Genomic DNA, 18,586 nt, shown 5'->3' with positions numbered 1-18,586 from the left:
CGTCCCGGCCTGACAGCCAACCCAGCGTGACAGCCGCCCGACGGCACAACCCACCCGGCCTGACAGCCAACCCAGCGTGACAGCCGCCCGACGGCACAACCCACCCGGCCTGACAGCCAACCCAGCGTGACAGCCGCCCGACGGCACAGCCGACCCGGCGTGGCAGCCGACGCGGATGCCGGCCGGCGTGGATGCCGGCCGGCGGATCGCGCGGTCAGGCGGCGGCGAGGGCTTCCAGCTCGCGCAGCACCTCCGCGGGCGTCGGCAGCGACGCGGTCTCCGCGGCGAGCGTCCGCGTCCGCTCGGCGTACCGGGGGTTCGACAGGATCTCCCGACAGCCCGCGGCGATCACCTCGTCGGGGGTGCTGCCCTCCTCCGGCCGGTGCCGGTCCACCATCAGCGCGGCGCCGAAGCCGGCCACGGCCTCCGCGACGGCCTTGCCGTAGCCGTTGTCGGGCATGATCAGCTGGGGCACGCCCGCGTTGACCAGCGTCATGGCGGTGGTCGCGCCGCCGTGGTGGACGGCCAGGTCACAGGTGGGCGCGACGACGTCCAGGGGGATCCAGCCGATGCGGACGTCGCCCAGTTCCGGGCCGTACCGCTCGGCGGCCTCGGGGAGCGCCGCGATCAGCACCTCGGCTCCCGTCGCGGTCAGCTCGTCCACCAGCTTCCGCAGCGAGCTGCCGGGGGTGTCGAGCATGAGGTTGCGGGTCCCGGCGGTGATCAGCACCCGGTCGCGTCCCTCGGGGCGGGTGTACATCCAGGGCTCGAGCCGGCGCTGGCTCACCCGGGGGACCCAGCGCATCGACCGCGCGGCGGGGGCGCCCGGCGGGCGGAGGGACGGCGGGCAGAGGTCGATGAAGAGGTCGGGGGCCGGCAACTCGGTCAGGCCCAGGCGCTCCAGTTCCGGCTGGAGCTCCTCCACCGCCTTGCGGTCGCGGCGCGCCATCGGGGCGATGTGCCATATGTGCCGGACGTAGGGGACCTTGAGGCGGGCGGCGAGCACCCTCGGGACGTGCGACAGTCCGCCGACGACCAGGTTGGGGGTCCAGGTCCGCGTCAGCTCCAGCAGTGCGTCGAGCCGGACGGCGGCCGTCATGGAGTCCTGGCCGTACCGCATGCGTTCGGGAGTGATGCAGACCGCGGGAAGACCGACGGACGCCGCGGCCGCGATCAGCGGTTCGTCGGCGGCCAGCAGGATCTCGTGGCCGGCGTTCCGCGCGGCCGCGGCGAGGGGGGCGACGCCGAAAACGGCTGCCTGGCTGCCACCGACGGTGAACAGTAATTTCATGGCGATTGAACTTCCTCCGCTGAGAAGGTGGATGCGCTGTTTCCGGGCGTCGTTTTGGACTCAGCCCGCCTCGGCCATTTCCATGATGTATTGGCCGTAGGCCGATTTCGCGAGGCGGCTTCCGAGCCGGTAACACGTCTCCCGGTCGATGTATCCCATACGCCAGGCGATCTCCTCGAGACAGGCGATGCGCACGCCCTGGCGGTGTTCCAGGACCTGGACGTAGTCCCCCGCCTCCATGAGCGCGTCGTGGGTTCCGGTGTCCAGCCAGACGAAACCACGGCCCAGCGGGATCAACGTGGCCTCGCCCCGCTCCAGGTAGACGCGGTTGAGGTCGGTGATCTCCAGCTCTCCGCGCTCCGAGGGCCGTAGTGCGCGGGCGAAGTCCACGACCTTGTTGTCGTAGAGGTACAGGCCGGTGATCGCCATGTTGGTCTGCGGTTTGGCGGGCTTCTCCTCGATCGCGACGAGTCTCCCCTGCTCGTCGAGGGTGCCGACGCCGTAGCGCTCGGGGTCGCGCACCGGGTAGCCGAAGAGGACGCAGCCCTGGAGGTCCTGGGCGGCCCGCTGGAGCATCGGCCCGAACTCGTAGCCGTGGAAGATGTTGTCGCCCAGCACCAGGGCCACGGAGTCGTCGCCGATGTGGTCCGCGGAGACCAGGAACGCGTCGGCGAGGCCGCGGGGCTTGTCCTGCTCCGCGTAGGTCAGCCGGATTCCGAGCCAGGAGCCGTCGCCCAGCAGCCGGCGGAACATCTCCTGGTCCTCGGGGGTGGTGATGATCTCGATTTCGGTGATCCCGGCCAGCATGAGAGCCGACAGCGGGTAGTAAATCATCGGCTTGTCGTAGACCGGGAGCATTTGCTTCGAGACACCGAGCGTGATCGGATGGAGTCTCGTACCATTGCCGCCGGCCAGGATGATGCCCTTCATCGTGGCGCCTCCTCCGTATATTCGCGCCGATCAGGGATGCCCGCACTTTATATCGGGAGTACGCGCGGCCGGAAGTTCCGTCTCGATGTCACAAGTGCTGCGAATAGCGGCGGGTATTGACGAACAAAGCGCCACCTCGCCAAGCTGGACATCATCCCGGTTCAGGCACGCGAATTTCCTATTGTGTTTAGGTGGACCTGTGAGAATCGAAGATCTGACACCCGTTCAGGCAACCGAGCGCCGGGTCGGCATCGGCATCATCGGGTGCGCCGACATCGCGGTACGGCGAGCCCTCCCGGCGATCCGGGAGTCGCCGTTCCACCTGGTGGCGGTCGCGAGCCGTTCCCAGGAGAAGGCCAAGGGCGTCGCGGCCGCGTACGACTGCGAGGCCGTCGCGGGTTACGACCGGCTCCTCGAACTGCCCGACGTCGACGCGGTCTACATCCCGCTGCCGAACAGCGAGCACGCCGAGTGGGCGCGCCGGGCGCTGAGCGCGGGGAAGCACGTGCTGATCGAGAAGCCGGCGGTGCCCGGTGAGGAGACCGCGCGGGCCCTCGTCGCGCTCGCCGAGGAGCGCGGACTGCTCGTCATGGAGAACTTCGCGTTCCTGCGGCATCCCCAGCACGAGCAGGCGCGGTCCCTCCTCGCCGACGGAGCCATTGGGGAACTGCGCGCCTACAACGGGGTGTTCGGCATTCCGCCGACCGACCCGCGCGGGATCAAGTACCAGGCGGACCTCGGCGGCGGGGCGCTGTGGGAGGTCGGCTGCTATCCGGTGCGCGCGGCCCAGGAGTACCTGGGGTCCTCGCCGCGGGTCCTGGGCGCCGGGCTGACGTTCGATCCGGCACTGGGCGTGGACGTCTCCGGAGTGGCGCTGCTGAGTGACGGCGACGGCGTCACCGCGAACTGCTCCTTCGGCCTGTCCCACAGCTACCGGTCGACGTACGACCTCTGGGGCAGCGAGGGACGTCTGACCCTGGAGTGGGCGTTCACCCCCTCGCGGGACGCCCGTCCGGTGCTGCGCCTCCAGCAGAAGGACCGCGAGACCAGGATCCTCGCTCCGGCGTCGGACCAGTTCCTCGGCGTGTTCACCGCCTTCCACGACGCCCTGCGTGATCCGGCCGCGCGTCCGGCGCACCATCACGAGCTGGTCCGGCAGGCCGAGTTGATGGCCCGGATCCGCGCGCACGCCCTCGACGGGGGGACCCGGTGAGCGGGAAGCGGTGAGGGCCCCGCCGGAAAACACGCAACGGCAGCCGGCGTCGTCGCGGACGCCGGCTGCCGTTCCTCTCGTGCTAGCGAGCGGTGAACCCGACGATCGGGTACAGCCGTTCGGACGTGCTCTGGTACTTGGCGATACGGGGCTGGGCGGTCGAGATGAGCCTCCACGCCTGCGCGTGCTCGGCGCCGTCGAGCCGGTGCGGCTCGACCTTCACCGGGCCGCGCCCGAACAGCTCGATCGTCGCCTTCTCCGGGTGCGCCATCAGGTTGGCGTACAGGTCCGGGTTCCGGCTTCCGCCGCCCGAGGTGATGCTCAGCCAGGCGTCCCCGTCGCCGAACCAGGCGACGGGCGTCTCCCGCGGCTGCCCGCTCCGGCTGCCCACGGTGTGCAGGACCAGCACGTCCATTCCCATGAACCGGGCCTTTCCGCCGCGGACCTTGCGGATCATCCGGGCGTTCATCTTCTTCTGCGTCCACCGGGAGAACGCCCCGGGCGTGCCCGGCTTTCGTCCGGCCTCCGCCATCGGCCACCTCGAGTCGATTCCCGCACCCCGCGGGCGCGATGTCGAATTCAGAACCGACGCGTCGGAATTCCGGTGCGCTCATCCGTCGCGCCCGCTACCGCGATCCGTTCGGCAGAGCGGGAAAAGGGCGCGGCAGGCACTGGTCGTACGTCGGCAGGAGGCCGGCGGCCGCCGCCTCGGCCAGGGTGGGGGCCGCGGCGTCCTTGTCCGAGCGGATCGGTGGTTCCCTCAGATCCCACGGCAGCGCCAGGGCCGGATCGAGCGCGTCGATGTCGATCATGGTTCCCGGCTCGTACTCCTGCGAGCAGAGGTAGCTCATGCACGTGTCGTCGGTGAGGGCGAGGAACGCGTGGCCGACACCGTCGGGCAGGTACACGGCCGTCCCCGTCTCCGGGCTCTGGTAGGTGACGTCGTAGTGGCCGAACGTCGGCGAGCCCACGCGGATGTCGACGGCGATGTCGAGCGCGCTGCCGCGCACGCACGTGACGAACTTCGCCTGGCCGGGCGGGACCTTGGTGCCGTGGATGCCCCGGAGGGTGTTCCGCCTGGACACCGAGTAGTTGACCTGGCGGACCGCGAACTCCCAGCCGCTGCCGGCCAGCAGGGCGCTGGCCTTCACCGACTCGAAGAAGTATCCCCGCCGGTCGCTCAGGGGTTCGGGCTCGACGCGGTAGGCGCCGGGGACCGTCATTTCCGAGATCAGCACGGAACGCTCCTCGCCGGCTCAGCCGGTGGAGGCCGGGCCGGCTCCGGCCGCCTCGGCGATCCGCCGGCGCATGGACGCGGAGTCGTTGGCGCGCGGGAACTCCTCCTGCGGGACCTCGAGACCGAGGAAGGCGCACAGCGGCTCCCACCCCTGCCGCACGTCGTAGACGAGGACGTTGTCCGCGCCGAGGGCGCGCACGACCTCCTCGTTGTGCCGGTGGTAGGCCTCGATGGCGTGGTCCTTGTCGGAGAACCGGCCGTCGAAGAGGCCGTCCCAGACCATGGTGCTGACGACGCGGAACAGCCGGGCCTGACGGGAACCGGGCTCCGGCGGGTTCTCCATGCTCCGCAGGGCGAACTGGTACAGCGTGTCGTAGGTGCTCCGGTACCAGCCCTCGGCCTCGCGCACCGTGAGGATCACCTTGGCGTCGGGGAACGCCTCGCTGATCTGCCGGTAGTAGACCGCGCAGGGACCGTCCACCGCGGAGGTGTAACCGTCGAACACCGCCGCCCAGTCGGGGCGCTCGCCGTCGCAGACGATCCGCTCCCACTGCGCGAGGCGCTCCTCGTCCCCGACGATGTCGAACATGTGGAAGCAGGGGCCGAGACCGAGCCGGTCCAGGGCCACCTGCAGTGACGTCGTGCCGGTCCTGCCCAGGCCGGCGTTGATGAGCTTCAGCACGGTGATGAGTCCCCTTCCTCAGCGCCAGGCCGCGGGTTCCTGCCGGGTGGCGACGTTCACGCGGTTCCAGAAGTTGACCAGGCCGATGTGCATGACCAGCGCGCCGAGTTGCTCGTCGTTGTAGTACCGGGCGGAGTCCTCCCAGACCTCGTCGGACGCCATGTCCTGCGGGTCGGTCATCAGGGTGACGGCCTCGGCCATCTCCAGCGCCGAGCGCTCGGCGTCGGTGAAGCAGGACTCGGTCCGCCAGGTGGCCACCAGCGGGAGGCGCTCGTCCGCCTTCTCCGCCTCGCCGGGCTCGTCCGGGAGCGTGTAGACACGGCCGTTGATCTCGCTGACACGCAGCCGGACGAGGTCGAGGGTCGTCTGCGGCACGCCGACCTTGCCGATGACCTCGGTCAGGTCGAGCAGGGGCTGCAGGGCGCCGGGAACGACCAGGGAAGGGTTGTCCATCCGTGGAGTCATCGGGTCTTCTCCTGTGCGATAAGAACGTGTGAATTACCTCGGAAGCATGCTGCTCTCCGCCCGTCCCATTCGGCAAGGAATCCCGTTCAACTGCGGAATGCGCGCAGATGCAACGCCCCGCAATCCGTAAGTTGCAGGGAATTCGGACGATGACTTGTAGTGGTCTCGTGTCAGACTCCACCGCAACGAAGAGTAGGCAGCCTATCTGCCGCGGCATTCAGGAAACTCGGCTATTTCTTCTCGAAGGTCATTCCACGGTCGCCGCGCATGTGCGGGACGTGCTCACCGCCATCCGTGAGACGGATGCGGAGCTCGGCGCGTACGTCGAGGTCGCCGGGGACCGTGCGCTGCGCGAGGCCGAGGCGGCCGACCGCCGCATCGCCGCCCTCGGCGAGGCCGCCTTCCGCGACCGGCCGCTGCTCGGCGTCACGGTGTCGGTGAAGGACCTCATCCAGACGCAGGACCTCCCCACCAGGCGGGGGTCGCTGCTGCCGAACCGTCGCACCGCCGCCGACGCGCCCTCCGTGGCGCGGCTGCGGGCCGCGGGCGCGATCGTCGTGGGGAAGACGACGACGTCGGAGTACGGATGGAGTGCGAGCACCGTCGGCCGGGTGTCCTCCCCCACCCGCAATCCGTGGGCACGCGACCGGACCGCCGGCGGCTCCAGCGGCGGGTCGGCGGCCGCCGTGGCGGCGGGACTGTGCACCGCGTCGCTCGGCACCGACGGAGCCGGCTCGGTCCGCATCCCCGCGGCGTTCTGCGGCGTGGTCGGGTTCAAGCCCTCCTACGGGCGGATCCCCTACGTGCCGCCCTGCCCCGAACGGCTGTCCCACGTCGGGCCGCTCGCGCGGAGTGTGGCGGACGTCGCCGCGCTCATGCCGGTGCTGGCGGGCCCCGACCACCGCGACCCCGACTCGGTGACCGCTCCGCCCGCGCCCGCCGCGGCGCGCACCCCGCTGCGCATCGGCTGGATCGAGTTCCGCGGGACGTCCGGCGCGGTCCGCGACGTCACCGAGGGCGTCCTGCCGGTGCTGGCCGCGCTGGGACATCGCGTCGACCGCATCGAGGCCCCGTTCCCCGACCCGTACGGCGCCCTGGTGGACATCCTCGCCGCGGCCGACGCGCACGGCACCGCGCCGCGGGACGAGCCCTGGTGCGACGAGGGCCGGCTCGCGATCGTGCGGTACGGGCGCTCCCTGAGCGGCGCCGCGGTGGCCCGCGCCGAGGAGGGGCGGCTCGCCCTGCGGACGAGGCTCGCCTCGGTGATGGAGACCTACGACCTGCTGGCCATGGCGACCGTCCCGATCGAGCCCTTCGCCGCCGACGCGATCGGCCCGCCCTGGGCGGCGGACCCCGGGGACCTGCGCTGGCTCGCGTGGTCCCCCGCGACCTACCCGTTCAACCTGACCGGCCAGCCCGCCCTGTCGCTGCCCGTCGGCCTCACGCCGGCCGGGCTCCCGGTCGGTCTCCAACTCGTGGGCCGGGTCGGCGACGACGACCTCGTGCTCTCGGCCGCCGAACTCCTCGAGACGGCGCTCGGTCTCACCCTGACTCCCCCCGGCATCACAACGGAAGGAAGATGATCATGGTTTCCAGGTCGTGGTTCCTGCACTCCGACGAGAGCGGCTTCGGGCGCCCCTCGATCGTCACCGAGCCCGTGCGCCGGGCCGTCGAGGACGACTTCGCCTTCTCGGCGGCCGAACTCCTCGAGACGGCGCTCAACCTCACGCTGGCCCGCCCCGGCGTCACCCGGAAGGGGCAGTGACCATGGTTGCCAGGTCATGGGCCCTGCACGGCGACGACAGCGGCGTCGGACGCCCCGGGTTCGTCGCCGAGTTCGGGCTCTGGGACGACCGGCAGGCCGCCGCGGCCGAGCAGGTCGAACTGCAGCTGCGCGAGGTCGACCTGGTCCGGGTCGTCTTCTGCGACCCGCACGGGCTCGCCCGGTCCAAGACGGTGCCCGCGAACGTGTTCCGCTCGGTGCTGCGCAACGGCATGGACTTCAGCGCCGGGCCGTTCCTCTTCGACACCGGCCACGCCGTCGCCGTCGACTTCCTCGAGGACGCCGGTGTGGGGGTCGGCGAACTGCTCGGCGCGGGCGACTTCGTGCTCGTCCCCGATCCGCGCACGTTCCAGGTGCTGCCCAGGAGCGAGCCGAGGACCGCCTGGGTGCTCGGCGACGAGTACCTGCGCGACGGCACGCCGCACCCGCTCTCCACCCGCGGCGTGCTGCGCCGGGTCTGCGCCGAGTACGCCAGGCACGAGCTGTCCCCGGTCATCGGCCTCGAGGTCGAGTGGTACCTCACCCGGCTGACCGGCGGCCCGGTGGGCAACGCGGGCAACGGTTTCGGCCTCCAGGGGCCCGCCCCCGAGGTGGAGGCCGTGAACCCCGGCTACCAGTTCAACCTCGACAGCTACTACGACTCGGTGGCCGACGTCGCCGACCCGCTGGCCGCGATGCTGATGAAGCTCGGCCTGCCCCTGCGCTCGTTCGAGCACGAGTCGGGTCCCGGACAGCTCGAGACGACCTTCGACCCCATGCTGGCGCTGGACGCCGCCGACGCGATGCTGCTGTTCCGCACCCAGCTCAAGCAGGAGTGCAGGCGCCGCGGCTACCACGCGTCCTTCATGACCCTGCCGCGCCTGGCGAGCTTCGACGCCAGCGGCTGGCACCTCCACCAGTCCGTCACCGCCACGAAGACCGGCCTCAACCTGTTCGCCGCCGGCGACGGCCTGCAGGACGCCATCTCCCCTGAGGGCGAGGCCTACATCGAGGGCCTGCTCTCCCACGCGCGGGAGTTCTGCCTGCTGTCCGTTCCGACCGTGAACGGCTACCGGCGGCTGGCCCCGGAGTTCACGCTCGCCCCGACCTCCGTGGACTGGCAGTACGAGAACCGCAGCGCCCTGGTCCGGGTGCTCAGCGGTGGCAGCTCGACCCACGTCGAGAACCGGATCGGGGAGCCGTGCGCCAACCCCTACCTCGCCATCGCCTCCCAGCTGCACGCGGGCCTCGACGGGCTGCTCTCCGGCGTTCCGTCGCGGAGCGGCCCCCACCCGCCTCTGCCGAAGACCCTGCGCGAGGCGCTGGCAGCGTTCCGCGCGAGCGACAGCGCCGGGCGACTGCTCGGCGCGCCCCTCGCGTCCTGCCTGGCGAAGCTCAAGGAGAGCGAGGCCGCCAGGTTCGACGCCTGGTGCGCGGCCGAGCCGCCCGGGAGCGATCCGGGCGAGGTCACCGCGTGGGAGCACCGCGAGTACTTCGGCGCCTTCTGAGCCACCCCCATCAGTCAGCACAAGCCCGCCACAAGGAGAGAACCGCCATGTCACGGTACGAATGGGATGGAACCAGCCCCGCCATCGAGACGCTCAAGGAGGCCGTCGAGCCCTCCCGTCAGAAGGTCCTCAGCCACCCGGTCTACCAGCAGTTGAACACCGTCGACGCCGTCGTCACGTTCATGGAGCACCACGTGTTCGCCGTGTGGGACTTCATGTCCCTGCTCAAGTCCCTGCAGCGCCGGCTGACCTGCGTCGAGGTGCCGTGGGTTCCGTCCGCCTCCACCGGAAGCCGCAGGCTCATCAACGACATCGTCCTCGTCGAGGAGAGCGACGAGCTCGGCGACGGCTTCATCAGCCACTTCGAGCTCTACCTGGACGGCATGCGCCAGTCGGGCGCCGACACCTCGCGCATCGACGCCTTCATCGCCCTGCTGCGCGAGGGGCGTCCGGTCCCCGCCGCGCTGGAGGAGGCGGGCGTGCCGCAGCCGGTGGCCGAGTTCGTGAACACGACCTGGGACTTCATCGACCACTCGCCCGTGCACTGCCAGGCCGCGGCGTTCGCCTTCGGCCGCGAGGACCTGATCCCCGACATGTTCGACCAGGTCGCCGCGCTCGACGCCGGCCACGGCTCGCTGTCCACGTTCGTCGACTACCTCCGGCGGCACATTCAGGTGGACGCCGAGGAGCACACGCCGATGGCGATGCAGATGCTCGCCGACCTGTGCGGCGACGACGAGGCCAAGTGGGCCGAGTGCCGGGAGACCGTCGACCGCGCGCTCGCGGCCCGGACGAGGCTGTGGGACGGCATCTCGAGCGCGATCGCCGAAACCGCCCGCTGACGGCCCACCACGCGTGAGGGGAGCACACCATGCCAGGGGTGAAAGACACGCCGTCCGTGGCCACCGGCGGACGCACCGAGCGGATCGCGCGCCGGTCCCGCGACGAGAACTGGAAGAAACCGCCGCGTCGCATCGAGACGTCGGAATGCATCACCTGTGACACCTGCCTGCGCAGCTGCCCGCCCGAGTTCGGGGCGATCTTCGACGACGGACTCAACGTCGTGATCGTGCCCGAACTCTGCTCCGGCTGCCCGAAGTGCGTGATGGTCTGCCCCGTCGACTGCATCTACGTGGACGAGGAGTGGAGCGCCACCGAGGCCCGGATGTGGGAGCACATCGACCTGACCACCAGGGGAACCACATGACCCTCCCCACCGAGCCGGACAGGACGCTCCCGCGCAGGGCCGCCCTGGCGAAGGCACGGCAGAGCCGCAGGCCGAGCAGGCTCGGCCGGCCGGCCGGCGCCACGAGGGAACCCGACTACCTGACCGCCAAGGACGCCGGGTTCCCGGAGCTGCTCCAGCAGACCTGGCAGCGGGCGACCGCCGCACCGGACCTGGCGACGGCCGTGGACACGCTGCTCACGCTCGCCGGGCACGTGCCGGCCGACATCCAGTTGCGGGCGCTGCCCCTCGAGGACGAGACCGCGCTGAAGGTGCTGGTCGGCAGGTCCTGGCGGGACGACGGCCGGACCACCGACCGGGCCGACGGCGCCCCCACCGCCTTCCTCGGCGAGATCGGGCTGGACCGGAGCGGCCGGCTCGTCGTCCGCGTCCCGTCGAAGGGCCCGCTGAGCGGCGACGCCGACCTGGTCGACGGGGTGCTGCGGGTGCCGTGGTCCGCCGAGGACCTCGCGGACTACCAGGTCGAGCTGGCCCTGGCCGCCGACCGGTGGCACGCGTCGGTCGCCGACTGCCGCCAGTGGCTGATGGCGGCCGGCGCCGACGGCCGCCGTGAGCTGTTGGGGGACCTGACGGAGGCGGCGATCAGGACCGCGCCGTTCATCCTCTACGCCGGCGAACGCCAGTACACCAACTTCCGCGACCGGAACACCCTGACGGGCAAGACGCTGCGGCCGGGGCACCCCGACTGCGCGCTGAGCAGCCTGGCCGCGGTGCCGCTCGAGCTGTGGTCGGACAGCGACGTGCTCCTGGTGGTCTGCCTCACGCTGCTGGTGCGGTCGGCCGGGTACGCCCGGATCGAGGAGGCCAACGGGACCCAGCTCACGCTGGACCACGTGGCCCTCCTCCTCGAGCGGACGCGTACGGCCTACAACGCGGCCTCCGGCGCGCTGCCCCCGGTGCCGGCCGCCGCCTCGCACACGGTGGCCGATCTCGACGGGCTCGCGCGGGCACTGGCCGGACGGCGGCGGGAGCTCATGGGGAGCGTGCAGCTCTACCGGGAGATCTACGGCCCGCTGATGCACAAGATCGAGCGGGTCGCCGGGCCCGTCAAGGACGACGCACGGCGGCTGGAGGCCGAGCTCTGCGCACGCCTGCGCGAGCGGCTCCCGCTCACCGGCGACACCCTCGCCGACCTGGCCGCGCACCTGGAGGCGTCGCCCGGTCTGCTGGCCGAACCGCACGGCGGGTTCGGCACGGGCCTGGAGTCCCTCGTGTACGAGACCGTGCGCGCGGCGACGGCGGTGTTCGACGCCGACTTCGCGATGAGCCGCGGGATGCGGTCGCTGCCCGCGCTGATCGAGGCGCTGCGCTCGGAGGCGTACGCCGAGATCGCCGGCTGGGAGATCCCGCACTTCTTCTGCTGTGTCGTGCCGTCGCCGGAGGCCCGCCGGCTGTTCGGCGGTTCCGCCGCGCGTCTGGCCGACACCTCGTGGGCCATCTCGTCGCGGATGCAGTACAACTCGTGGCACTTCCTGGTCGGGAACCTGCCGAAGGTCCCCGAGATCGCGGCGCGCGACCACTTCGTCCCGCCGGTGATCCCGGACATCGCGTACTACTCCGACCAGCACCACAACGGCCATGTCGCCGCCAGGGTGCGCTTCACCGTCCGCAGCCCGCAGGCGGTGGAGGTGCTGGGCCGCAGGTTCAACGGGTTCATGGACCTGCGGCTGCTGCGCTGCGAGGGACTGCCGTTCGACGAGCAGGACCTGCTGGCGGCGCACCGCGTCTCCGCGTTCGTCGCGAAGGCGACGAGCCTGGCGGCCGCGCTGGTCGCCGGCGGCGCGCGCATCGAGGTCACCTCGTTCGACTCCCGGTGGCACTGGGACAGCATCGCCGCGTAGCGGACAACACGTGGGGCCCCTGGCTGTCCGCCAGGGGCCCCACGTGTTGCCGGTGTCCGGGAGGTCAGGCCGCCACGGGCTGCGCGGCGGAGCGGGTGTGAACGGCGCGGTAGCTGTTCCAGTCCACGCTGGTGATCAGGGAGTACCGCTTGGTGTCGAAGGCGCTGCGGGCGGAGGACCACTCGGCGTCGGCCTGGTTGCGGAACGCGTCGTAGGACTCCTTGCCGTCCCACTGCGAGTAGACGACGACGAAGTCGTTGTCGGTGCCCACGGCCGCCAGGGTGCCCCGGCCGCCGTCGAGGTTGCGGGAGCGGATGCCGCGCAGCACGCTCTGCGAACGGTAACCGGGGACGTCCACCAGGAAGGAGTGGGCGGTGCCCAGCGCGTCGACCAGGGCGCCCTGGTCGGCCGGCTTCACGCCGAGGATCTCGATGACCGTGTAGTCGTCGCGCTCGGGCGAGACCTCGGTGACGTCGCCCAGCGCGGGGTGACGCTGACTCAGTTCGACCTCGGTCTGCATCAGGCGGACGTAGGTGGTGATCTCCCGGAAGACCGGCACGGTGTGGTGCTTGAACTCGCTGTCGTTGTAGCGCGACTCCAGGTCCTGCATACCGCGCCACTGGATGAAGTTGGCGGTGCCCGGGTTCTGCTCGCCGCGGTGCACCGTGCTGGAGATCCAGCCGGGGAACGCCGCGGTGTCGACGATCGCCTTCATCTCCTTGACGAGCGTGTCCACGCGGTCGCGGGTGTCGGTCTTGAACAGGTTGAGAACGGTCAGGTGCCCGTCCTCGGGGTTGATGAACGGCATGGTTTCTCCTTGTTCATACGTATGTTCGTGGTGAGACGCCCCCGCCGTGGCGGGGCGTCGGGTCCTACTCGCCGTCGCGGGGGGCGCCGAACCAGCGGCCGAGGGCGTCCGTCAGGCCGGCCGCCCCGGATCCGCCCGAGCCGATCCAGGCGATGTAGCCGTCCGGGCGGACCAGCAGCGCCTCGACGTCCGCGAGCGCGCCCTGCGGCCGGGACGCCGTGGTGACGACGTCGACCCGGTCCGTCCACGGCTGTGCGGCGGCGCTCAGGCCGTCGTCGCCGCGCAGGTCCAGGACGAAGCCGCGTCCGCCGTGCAGGAGCCCGTAGGCGGTCGCCGCGCCGTGCGGGCCGCCGGTGAGCTCGAAGTCCGGCAGCCGCCGGCCGAGCAGCGGGTGGTCGCCGGAGCCCGCGTCGTAGGTGATGTCGAGACCCGTGACCATGCCGACCAGGTGCTTGCGGACGTCCTCGTAGGCCAGCAGTTCCGCGAAGACCGCCCGCATCGGTTCCATCTCGGGGCCGCCGAGGTACAGGCTGCGCTGGGTGAGGGTGTTGGCGAGGATGCGGGCCGCGACGGGGTGCCGCTCGGTGTGGTAGGTGTCGAGCAGCCCGTCCGGGGCGTGGCCGTGGATCTCGGCGGCGAGCTTCCAGCCGAGGTTGACGGCGTCGCCCAGGCCCGCGCTGATGCCCTGCGCGCCGATCGGCATGTGGATGTGCGCCGCGTCCCCCGCCAGGAAGACCCGGCCCTTGCGGTACTCGGCGGCCTGGCGGCTGGAGTCGGTGAAGTAGCTGAGCCACCGCGGGGTGCCGGCGCTGATGTCGTCGCCCGTCACCCGCTTGAAGGCGTCGGCGACCTCCGCGAAGGTGGGCGGCTCCGACGTCGGCCGCACGCCCGCGCCCCGCTCGAAGACGACGACGCGCGTGGTGTTCGGGCCGACGGGCAGCACGACGACCATGCCCGCGTCGCCGAGCTCGCCGGTGGGGCGCAGCCGCACCTGGACGCCCTCGACGTCGGCCATCAGCATCTCGAGGGTGGCCTCGTAGCCGGGGAAGTCGATGCCGGACAGGGTGCGCACGGCGCTGCGCGCGCCGTCGCAGCCCACCACGTAGGCGGCGCGCAGGATGCGCGGGCCGTCGGGCGTGTCCGCCGTCACCTCGACGCCGTCGTCCCCGGTGGTCAGCCCGGTGAGCGCCCAGCCGCGGCGTATCTCGGCCCCGAGGCCGGTCGCCCACTTGTTCAGGATCGCCTCGGTGAAGGCCTGCGGGACGCCCCGCACACCGAAGTTGCCGCCCGGCACGACGGTGTAGTCGAGGGGCATGCCGCCGAAGTGACCGAACGGGATGACGCCCATGTCGCCGAACTGCTCCAGCAGCCCGCGCTGACCGAACTCCTCCATGGTCCTGGCCGAGAAGCCGAGCGCGCGCGACTGCCGCATCGGCTCGGTCAGCCGCTCCAGTACGACGGCCTCGACGCCCGCCAGGCGGAGTTCGCCCGCGAGCATGAGCCCGGTGGGGCCGGCCCCCACGATGATCACGTCTGTGTCGAAGTCCTGCACTGTCATGTCCTGCCTTCCGTGGGTATCCGTTGGTCGAACCGGTGGTCGAGGTTGCTCGCCATCGCCGTCAGGTGGGCGCGGACCCGGTCGAGGCCGATCAGCTCGGAGAGAACGGCGCGCAGCGGCTCGGCCTCGGGGCCGCCGAGCATCAGCTGCTCCTGGGCCGCGACGTGGTCGAGCACCCGGGCCGCGACGGGATGCCGGGTGTCGTGGTAGGTGTCGAGGAGTCCGGGCGCGGCCCGGCCGTGTGCGGTCTCGGCGAGTTTCCACCCCAGGTCGACCGCGTCCTGGAGCCCGGTGTTGAGCGCCTGGCCGCCGACCGGCGGATGCCAGTGGGCGGCGTCGCCGGCCAGCAGGATCCGGCCGCGCCGGTAGGAGTCGGCCTGTCCCCTGGCGTTGTCGAAGGCGTCCAGCCAGAGCGGGGTCGCGCCGGAGACGTCCTCTCCGGTCACCCGCTCCCAGGCCCGGACGACCTCCCCGAAGGCGGGCGGCCCGGAGCGTTCGGTCACTCCCGTGCCGAACACGTGGACCATCACCCGTGTGACGCCGTCGCGGGTCGCCGCCACCGCGAACCCGCCGGCGAGACGTTCGAAGCGGCGGTCGCGGATGCGGAGTCCCGTGAGGTCGGCCCGCAGGAGTTCCTTCGTCGCCGCCGTGGCCGTCACGGGGAACCCGGCCAGCCGGCGCACCGTGCTGTCGGCCCCGTCGCAGCCCACCAGGTACTGCGCCCGGATCAGCACGCGGCCCTCGGGACCCTGGATCCCGCAGTCGACGTGGTCCGGCCGCTCGGTGACCTCGGTCAGCTCGTGCGCGCGCAGCACGGTCGCGCCCAGCTCCAGGGCGCGCGCGCCGAGGGCGGCCTCGGTGCGGTACTGGGGCACCTTCCAGTGGCCCCAGTAGGGGCTGTCCACCGCGGACAGTGCGAACCCGAGCCCGCCGAAGTGCGTCCGCGGCTCGTGCGCGGCCCCGGCGAGCAGCGCGTCGAACCCGCGCTCGTGCAGCAGTTCGGCGGTCCTCGTGCTCAGCTGGCCGGCCCGCGACTCGGTCATCGGACCGGCCAGACGCTCCACGACGACCACCGGGACCCGGGCCCGCCTCAGCTCGCAGGCCAGCAGGAGCCCGACGGGGCCCGCGCCGGCGATGACGACCGGCGCCGCCGCCGGGGACGGGTTCACGGCTCCGTGCGCCCGCCGGCGGCACGCTCGGCGTAGGCCTTGGCGAGGCCCAGGGTGGCCAGGCTGTTGCCGCTCAGGGCGGTGCGGACGAAGTCCTGCGCGGTCCGCACCGTCGCGTCCTCGCCGAGCACCTTGGCGATGTTCTCGGTGTTGATCCGCACCGTGTGCCGCGACGTCACCGACACCCCGCCGCCCTCGCGGTCCTCGATGAGCCAGCGTCCGGTGTGCAGCGTCATCAGCGCGGGCAGGACGATCTGCTTGTAGACGATGGCCGACGCCGACCGGCACACGCGCACGGACCGTGTGGTGTGGGTGCTGCCGTCCTTCGTGCGGGTGTCCATCTCCAGGATCTGGAGACCGGGCTCGTCCTCCTCCAGCGACACCCGGGCGACGTGCGGCAGCCGCTCCTGCCAGAGGTGCGCCTCGTTGAGGAAGTCGTAGACGTCCTTGCCGCTTCCGTCGACCGTCACCGTGTCCTCGAAGGTGATGAGCTCGTCGGGGCCGGACGCCTCGGCGCTCGTCTTCAGCGCCCGGAGCTCGGACGTGCTGTTGCGGTCGACCGCCTCGCTGATCCAGTCGAGGTCGGCGGGGTCGCCGGTGGCCGCGTGGAACTCGTGCAGCAGCCGCACCCGGCACGAGGTCGCGGAGACGGGCTCCACCACCCACGCGCCCCACATGCCGCCGACCGGGTGCTGCGACCGCTCCTGGCGGAACGTGACGCTCATGCGCTCCGGTTCGTGCCTGCGCCGGGAGGTCCAGGTCTTGGCGGTGCCGTTCGCGGTGGCCCAGAGCCGGATCACCTCCGTGTCGCCGTCCTCCTCGACGACCTCGGCGTGCACGGTCGGCGGGAAGATCTCCGGCCATCTGGTGACGTCCGTGATCAGCGCGTACACCAGCTCGGCGGGGGCGGAGACATCGATCTCGTGTTCGGTTTCACGGACCGCGTTGTCGGTCACGTTCTTCTCCTCTCGAATACGGCAGCACCGGTGCGTGCCAGGGGACGGAGCCCGCAGGGGGCAGGGCCCGCAGGGGGCAGGGCCCGCAGGGGGCCGGAGCCCGCAGGGGGCCGGAGCCCACAGGGGCCGGAGCCCACAGGGGCCGGAGCCCACAGGGGCCGGAGCCCGCAGGGGGCCGGAGCCCACAGGGGCCGGAGCCCACAGGGGGCCGGAGCCCACAGGGGCCGGAGCCCACAGGAACCAGGGCCCGCAGGGGGCCGGAGCCCACAGGAACCAGGCCCCGCAGGGGGCCGGAGCCCACAGGAACCAGGCCCCACAGAGGACCAGGCCCCGCAGGGGACCACGGCCCGCAGGGGCGCGGGGAACTGCGCGACCAGCCACGACGGCGCCGCGGCCGAACGACAACCCATCGGCGCCAGGCAGAGCGCCTAGCGTTCCTCGCCGAACCAGCGCCGCAGCGCGTCGACCAGGTCGCCGCCGTGCGGCGCCACCCAGGCGACGTAGCCGTCGGGGCGGACGAGCACGGACTCCGTCGCGGCGCCGCCCTCCTCCGGTCCGGCGGGGAAGTCCCTGACCCGGACGAGGTCGACGCGGTCGGACCAGCCTGCGGCCGTCCGGCTCGTCGCGTCGGAGGCGTCGGCGGTGATCAGGACGCCCCGTGCCGCGTGCAGCAGCCGCGCGATCCGGTCGTGGCCGCCGTCGGCGAGTTCCAGCTCGCGGTCGGCCATCCGGGTGCCGAGCAGGGGGTGCGCCGGCCCGTCCGGGTCGGGACCGCCCAGGTCGTAGCGGATGTCGAAGCCGCTCACCATGCCGGACAGGTGCCGTGCCACCGCCGGGATCGCGATGAGCTCCGCCATGACGGTCCGCAGCGGCTCGACCGACCTGCCGGTGAGGTTGAGCGTCCCCTGGGCGAGCGTGTTGCGCAGGACGCGCGCCCCCACCGGGTGGCGCTCGGCGTGGTAGGTGTCGAGCAGGCCCTCGGGGGCCCGGCCCTTCACCGTCGCCGCCAGCTTCCAGCCGAGGTTGAAGGCGTCCTGCACGCCGACGCTCAGCCCCTGCCCGCCGGCGGGGAGGTGGATGTGCGCGGCGTCCCCGGCCAGCAGCACCCGGCCGCGCCGGTACTCCGTGGCCTGGCGGGTGGCGTCGGTGAACGCGCTCACCCAGCGCGCCTCGCCGTCGTGGATCGAGTCGCCGGTCAACCGCTGCCAGGCGTCGGCGACCTGAGCGAACGTCACCTCGCGGCCGCGGTCCGGCGGCGTCCCGTTCTCGCAGACGATGATGCGGGTGTACCCCTGCTCCAGCGGCGCCGCCATGACCATGCCGTTCGGCAGCAGTTCACCGATCATCCGCGGCTTGATGTCGCAGCCCCTGACGTCCGCGAGGTACATCTCGCGGGTGGCGTCGGAGCCGGCGAACTCGAAGCCCGCCAGGGGCCGGACGGTGCTCCGCCCGCCGTCGCAGCCCACCAGGTAGCGGGCGGAGCACTCCTCGGGGCCTTCCGGTCCCCGCACGATCGCGGTGACCTGGTCCCCGGTGTCGGTCAGGCCGGTGAGCTCGTAGCCGCGGCGCACGGACACGCCCAGCTCCAGCGCCCAGTCCTCGAGCATTTCCTCGATCTTGTACTGGGGGGCGCCGCGCACTCCGAAGTGCGAACCCTCCAGCACCCCGTAGTCGATGGGGATGCCGCCGAAGTGCCCCTGCCGGGTGACCTCGATGTTGTGCAGGCGGTCGAGGATCCCGCGCTGGTGGAACATCTCGGTGGCGCGCGCGGTGAAGCCGATGCCGCGCGACTCCCAGCTCCGCTCCGCCCGCTGCTCGAAGACGATGACGTCGGCGCCGCCGAGGCGGAGCTCGGCCGCGAGCGTCAGTCCCGCGGGACCCGCCCCGATAACAATGACATCGGTATCCATGTGTTTCCTG

At 71.9% G+C, this 18,586-nt stretch carries 18 protein-coding genes; 7 read left to right on the top strand and 11 right to left on the bottom strand.

What is annotated here, in order from left to right; all coding sequences use genetic code 11:
- Positions 1-214: 214 nt before the first annotated feature.
- Positions 215-1,291, bottom strand: coding sequence for a glycosyltransferase (locus tag ACIHAR_RS24900; protein WP_400021914.1), 1,077 nt, complete (start codon positions 1,289-1,291; stop codon positions 215-217).
- Positions 1,292-1,351: 60 nt separating this feature from the next.
- On the bottom strand, positions 1,352-2,221 hold the full coding sequence (rfbA, locus tag ACIHAR_RS24895) for a glucose-1-phosphate thymidylyltransferase RfbA (protein ID WP_365462265.1): 870 nt from the start codon (positions 2,219-2,221) through the stop codon (positions 1,352-1,354).
- Positions 2,222-2,420: 199 nt separating this feature from the next.
- Here rfbA and ACIHAR_RS24890 point away from each other — a divergent pair, with 199 nt between their 5' ends.
- Complete coding sequence (locus tag ACIHAR_RS24890; RefSeq protein ID WP_400021911.1) at positions 2,421-3,434, top strand: Gfo/Idh/MocA family protein; 1,014 nt, start codon at positions 2,421-2,423, stop codon at positions 3,432-3,434.
- A gap of 82 nt (positions 3,435-3,516) precedes the next feature.
- Here ACIHAR_RS24890 and ACIHAR_RS24885 read toward each other — a convergent pair whose 3' ends face one another.
- The 4 genes from ACIHAR_RS24885 to ACIHAR_RS24870 all read right to left on the bottom strand — a co-directional run bounded on the left by ACIHAR_RS24885 (position 3,517) and on the right by ACIHAR_RS24870 (position 5,818).
- On the bottom strand, positions 3,517-3,966 hold the full coding sequence (locus tag ACIHAR_RS24885; protein ID WP_400021909.1) for a nitroreductase family deazaflavin-dependent oxidoreductase: 450 nt from the start codon (positions 3,964-3,966) through the stop codon (positions 3,517-3,519).
- 94 nt (positions 3,967-4,060) lie between these two features.
- Positions 4,061-4,672 carry a dTDP-4-dehydrorhamnose 3,5-epimerase family protein gene (locus ACIHAR_RS24880; RefSeq protein ID WP_365462259.1) on the bottom strand — a complete coding sequence of 204 codons (612 nt, stop codon included), beginning with the start codon at positions 4,670-4,672 and terminating at the stop codon, positions 4,061-4,063.
- 18 nt (positions 4,673-4,690) lie between these two features.
- Positions 4,691-5,353, bottom strand: a complete 663-nt coding sequence (locus ACIHAR_RS24875) for a sulfotransferase family protein (protein ID WP_365462257.1) — start codon at positions 5,351-5,353, stop codon at positions 4,691-4,693.
- 18 nt (positions 5,354-5,371) lie between these two features.
- Positions 5,372-5,818: a carboxymuconolactone decarboxylase family protein gene (locus tag ACIHAR_RS24870; RefSeq protein ID WP_384655600.1), complete on the bottom strand. Its 447-nt coding sequence runs from the start codon at positions 5,816-5,818 to the stop codon at positions 5,372-5,374.
- Positions 5,819-6,096: 278 nt separating this feature from the next.
- Between ACIHAR_RS24870 and ACIHAR_RS24865 the strand changes: the two genes are divergently transcribed.
- Genes ACIHAR_RS24865 through ACIHAR_RS24840 form a run of 6 tightly spaced genes read left to right on the top strand, consistent with a single transcriptional unit; the run spans position 6,097 to position 12,175 of the window.
- On the top strand, positions 6,097-7,401 hold the full coding sequence (locus ACIHAR_RS24865; RefSeq protein ID WP_400021906.1) for an amidase: 1,305 nt from the start codon (positions 6,097-6,099) through the stop codon (positions 7,399-7,401).
- 2 nt (positions 7,402-7,403) lie between these two features.
- Entirely contained in the window at positions 7,404-7,583 is a 180-nt protein-coding gene (locus ACIHAR_RS24860; RefSeq protein WP_365462251.1) for a hypothetical protein, read from the top strand.
- 2 nt (positions 7,584-7,585) lie between these two features.
- Positions 7,586-9,088: a glutamine synthetase family protein gene (locus ACIHAR_RS24855; RefSeq protein ID WP_365462249.1), complete on the top strand. Its 1,503-nt coding sequence runs from the start codon at positions 7,586-7,588 to the stop codon at positions 9,086-9,088.
- A 47-nt stretch (positions 9,089-9,135) separates the two neighbouring features.
- Positions 9,136-9,930 (top strand): DUF3050 domain-containing protein, encoded by a 795-nt coding sequence (locus ACIHAR_RS24850; protein ID WP_365462247.1) that lies wholly within the window; start codon positions 9,136-9,138, stop codon positions 9,928-9,930.
- Positions 9,931-9,959: 29 nt separating this feature from the next.
- Entirely contained in the window at positions 9,960-10,295 is a 336-nt protein-coding gene (locus ACIHAR_RS24845) for a 4Fe-4S dicluster-binding protein (RefSeq protein ID WP_365462245.1), read from the top strand.
- Positions 10,292-12,175: a hypothetical protein gene (locus tag ACIHAR_RS24840; protein ID WP_365462243.1), complete on the top strand. Its 1,884-nt coding sequence runs from the start codon at positions 10,292-10,294 to the stop codon at positions 12,173-12,175. The genes ACIHAR_RS24845 and ACIHAR_RS24840 overlap by 4 nt, the downstream gene beginning before the upstream one ends.
- A 64-nt stretch (positions 12,176-12,239) precedes the next feature.
- On the opposite strand, the gene ACIHAR_RS24835 is transcribed toward ACIHAR_RS24840, so the two are convergent.
- The 5 genes from ACIHAR_RS24835 to ACIHAR_RS24815 all read right to left on the bottom strand — a co-directional run bounded on the left by ACIHAR_RS24835 (position 12,240) and on the right by ACIHAR_RS24815 (position 18,576).
- Positions 12,240-12,983 (bottom strand): antibiotic biosynthesis monooxygenase, encoded by a 744-nt coding sequence (locus ACIHAR_RS24835; RefSeq protein ID WP_365462241.1) that lies wholly within the window; start codon positions 12,981-12,983, stop codon positions 12,240-12,242.
- A gap of 64 nt (positions 12,984-13,047) precedes the next feature.
- Entirely contained in the window at positions 13,048-14,541 is a 1,494-nt protein-coding gene (locus tag ACIHAR_RS24830) for an FAD-dependent monooxygenase (protein ID WP_400021902.1), read from the bottom strand.
- Positions 14,538-15,710, bottom strand: a complete 1,173-nt coding sequence (locus ACIHAR_RS24825; RefSeq protein WP_365462237.1) for an FAD-dependent monooxygenase — start codon at positions 15,708-15,710, stop codon at positions 14,538-14,540. The genes ACIHAR_RS24830 and ACIHAR_RS24825 overlap by 4 nt, the downstream gene beginning before the upstream one ends.
- Positions 15,707-16,666 (bottom strand): aromatase/cyclase, encoded by a 960-nt coding sequence (locus ACIHAR_RS24820; RefSeq protein ID WP_365462235.1) that lies wholly within the window; start codon positions 16,664-16,666, stop codon positions 15,707-15,709. Before ACIHAR_RS24820 ends, ACIHAR_RS24825 begins: the two co-directional genes overlap by 4 nt.
- 428 nt (positions 16,667-17,094) lie before the next feature.
- Positions 17,095-18,576, bottom strand: a complete 1,482-nt coding sequence (locus ACIHAR_RS24815) for an FAD-dependent monooxygenase (protein ID WP_365462233.1) — start codon at positions 18,574-18,576, stop codon at positions 17,095-17,097.
- Positions 18,577-18,586: the final 10 nt, after the last annotated feature.

This window comes from Streptomyces sp. NPDC052016, from assembly GCF_044548445.1.
In the GTDB taxonomy this organism is placed as follows: Bacteria; Actinomycetota; Actinomycetes; order Streptomycetales; family Streptomycetaceae; genus Streptomyces.
Note: the sequence above shows the minus strand (reverse complement) of the source record. Positions and strands in the feature narration are given on the sequence as shown.

Coding starts and splice junctions, on each gene's coding strand:
- ACIHAR_RS24860 (WP_365462251.1), top strand. CDS start 7,404: ATGGTTTCCAGGTCGTGGTTCCTGCACTCCGACGAGAGCGGCTTCGGG.
- ACIHAR_RS24885 (WP_400021909.1), bottom strand. CDS start 3,966: ATGGCGGAGGCCGGACGAAAGCCGGGCACGCCCGGGGCGTTCTCCCGG.
- ACIHAR_RS24845 (WP_365462245.1), top strand. CDS start 9,960: ATGCCAGGGGTGAAAGACACGCCGTCCGTGGCCACCGGCGGACGCACC.
- ACIHAR_RS24855 (WP_365462249.1), top strand. CDS start 7,586: ATGGTTGCCAGGTCATGGGCCCTGCACGGCGACGACAGCGGCGTCGGA.
- ACIHAR_RS24830 (WP_400021902.1), bottom strand. CDS start 14,541: ATGACAGTGCAGGACTTCGACACAGACGTGATCATCGTGGGGGCCGGC.
- ACIHAR_RS24850 (WP_365462247.1), top strand. CDS start 9,136: ATGTCACGGTACGAATGGGATGGAACCAGCCCCGCCATCGAGACGCTC.
- ACIHAR_RS24870 (WP_384655600.1), bottom strand. CDS start 5,818: ATGACTCCACGGATGGACAACCCTTCCCTGGTCGTTCCCGGCGCCCTG.
- ACIHAR_RS24815 (WP_365462233.1), bottom strand. CDS start 18,576: ATGGATACCGATGTCATTGTTATCGGGGCGGGTCCCGCGGGACTGACG.
- ACIHAR_RS24900 (WP_400021914.1), bottom strand. CDS start 1,291: ATGAAATTACTGTTCACCGTCGGTGGCAGCCAGGCAGCCGTTTTCGGC.
- ACIHAR_RS24840 (WP_365462243.1), top strand. CDS start 10,292: ATGACCCTCCCCACCGAGCCGGACAGGACGCTCCCGCGCAGGGCCGCC.
- ACIHAR_RS24835 (WP_365462241.1), bottom strand. CDS start 12,983: ATGCCGTTCATCAACCCCGAGGACGGGCACCTGACCGTTCTCAACCTG.
- rfbA (WP_365462265.1), bottom strand. CDS start 2,221: ATGAAGGGCATCATCCTGGCCGGCGGCAATGGTACGAGACTCCATCCG.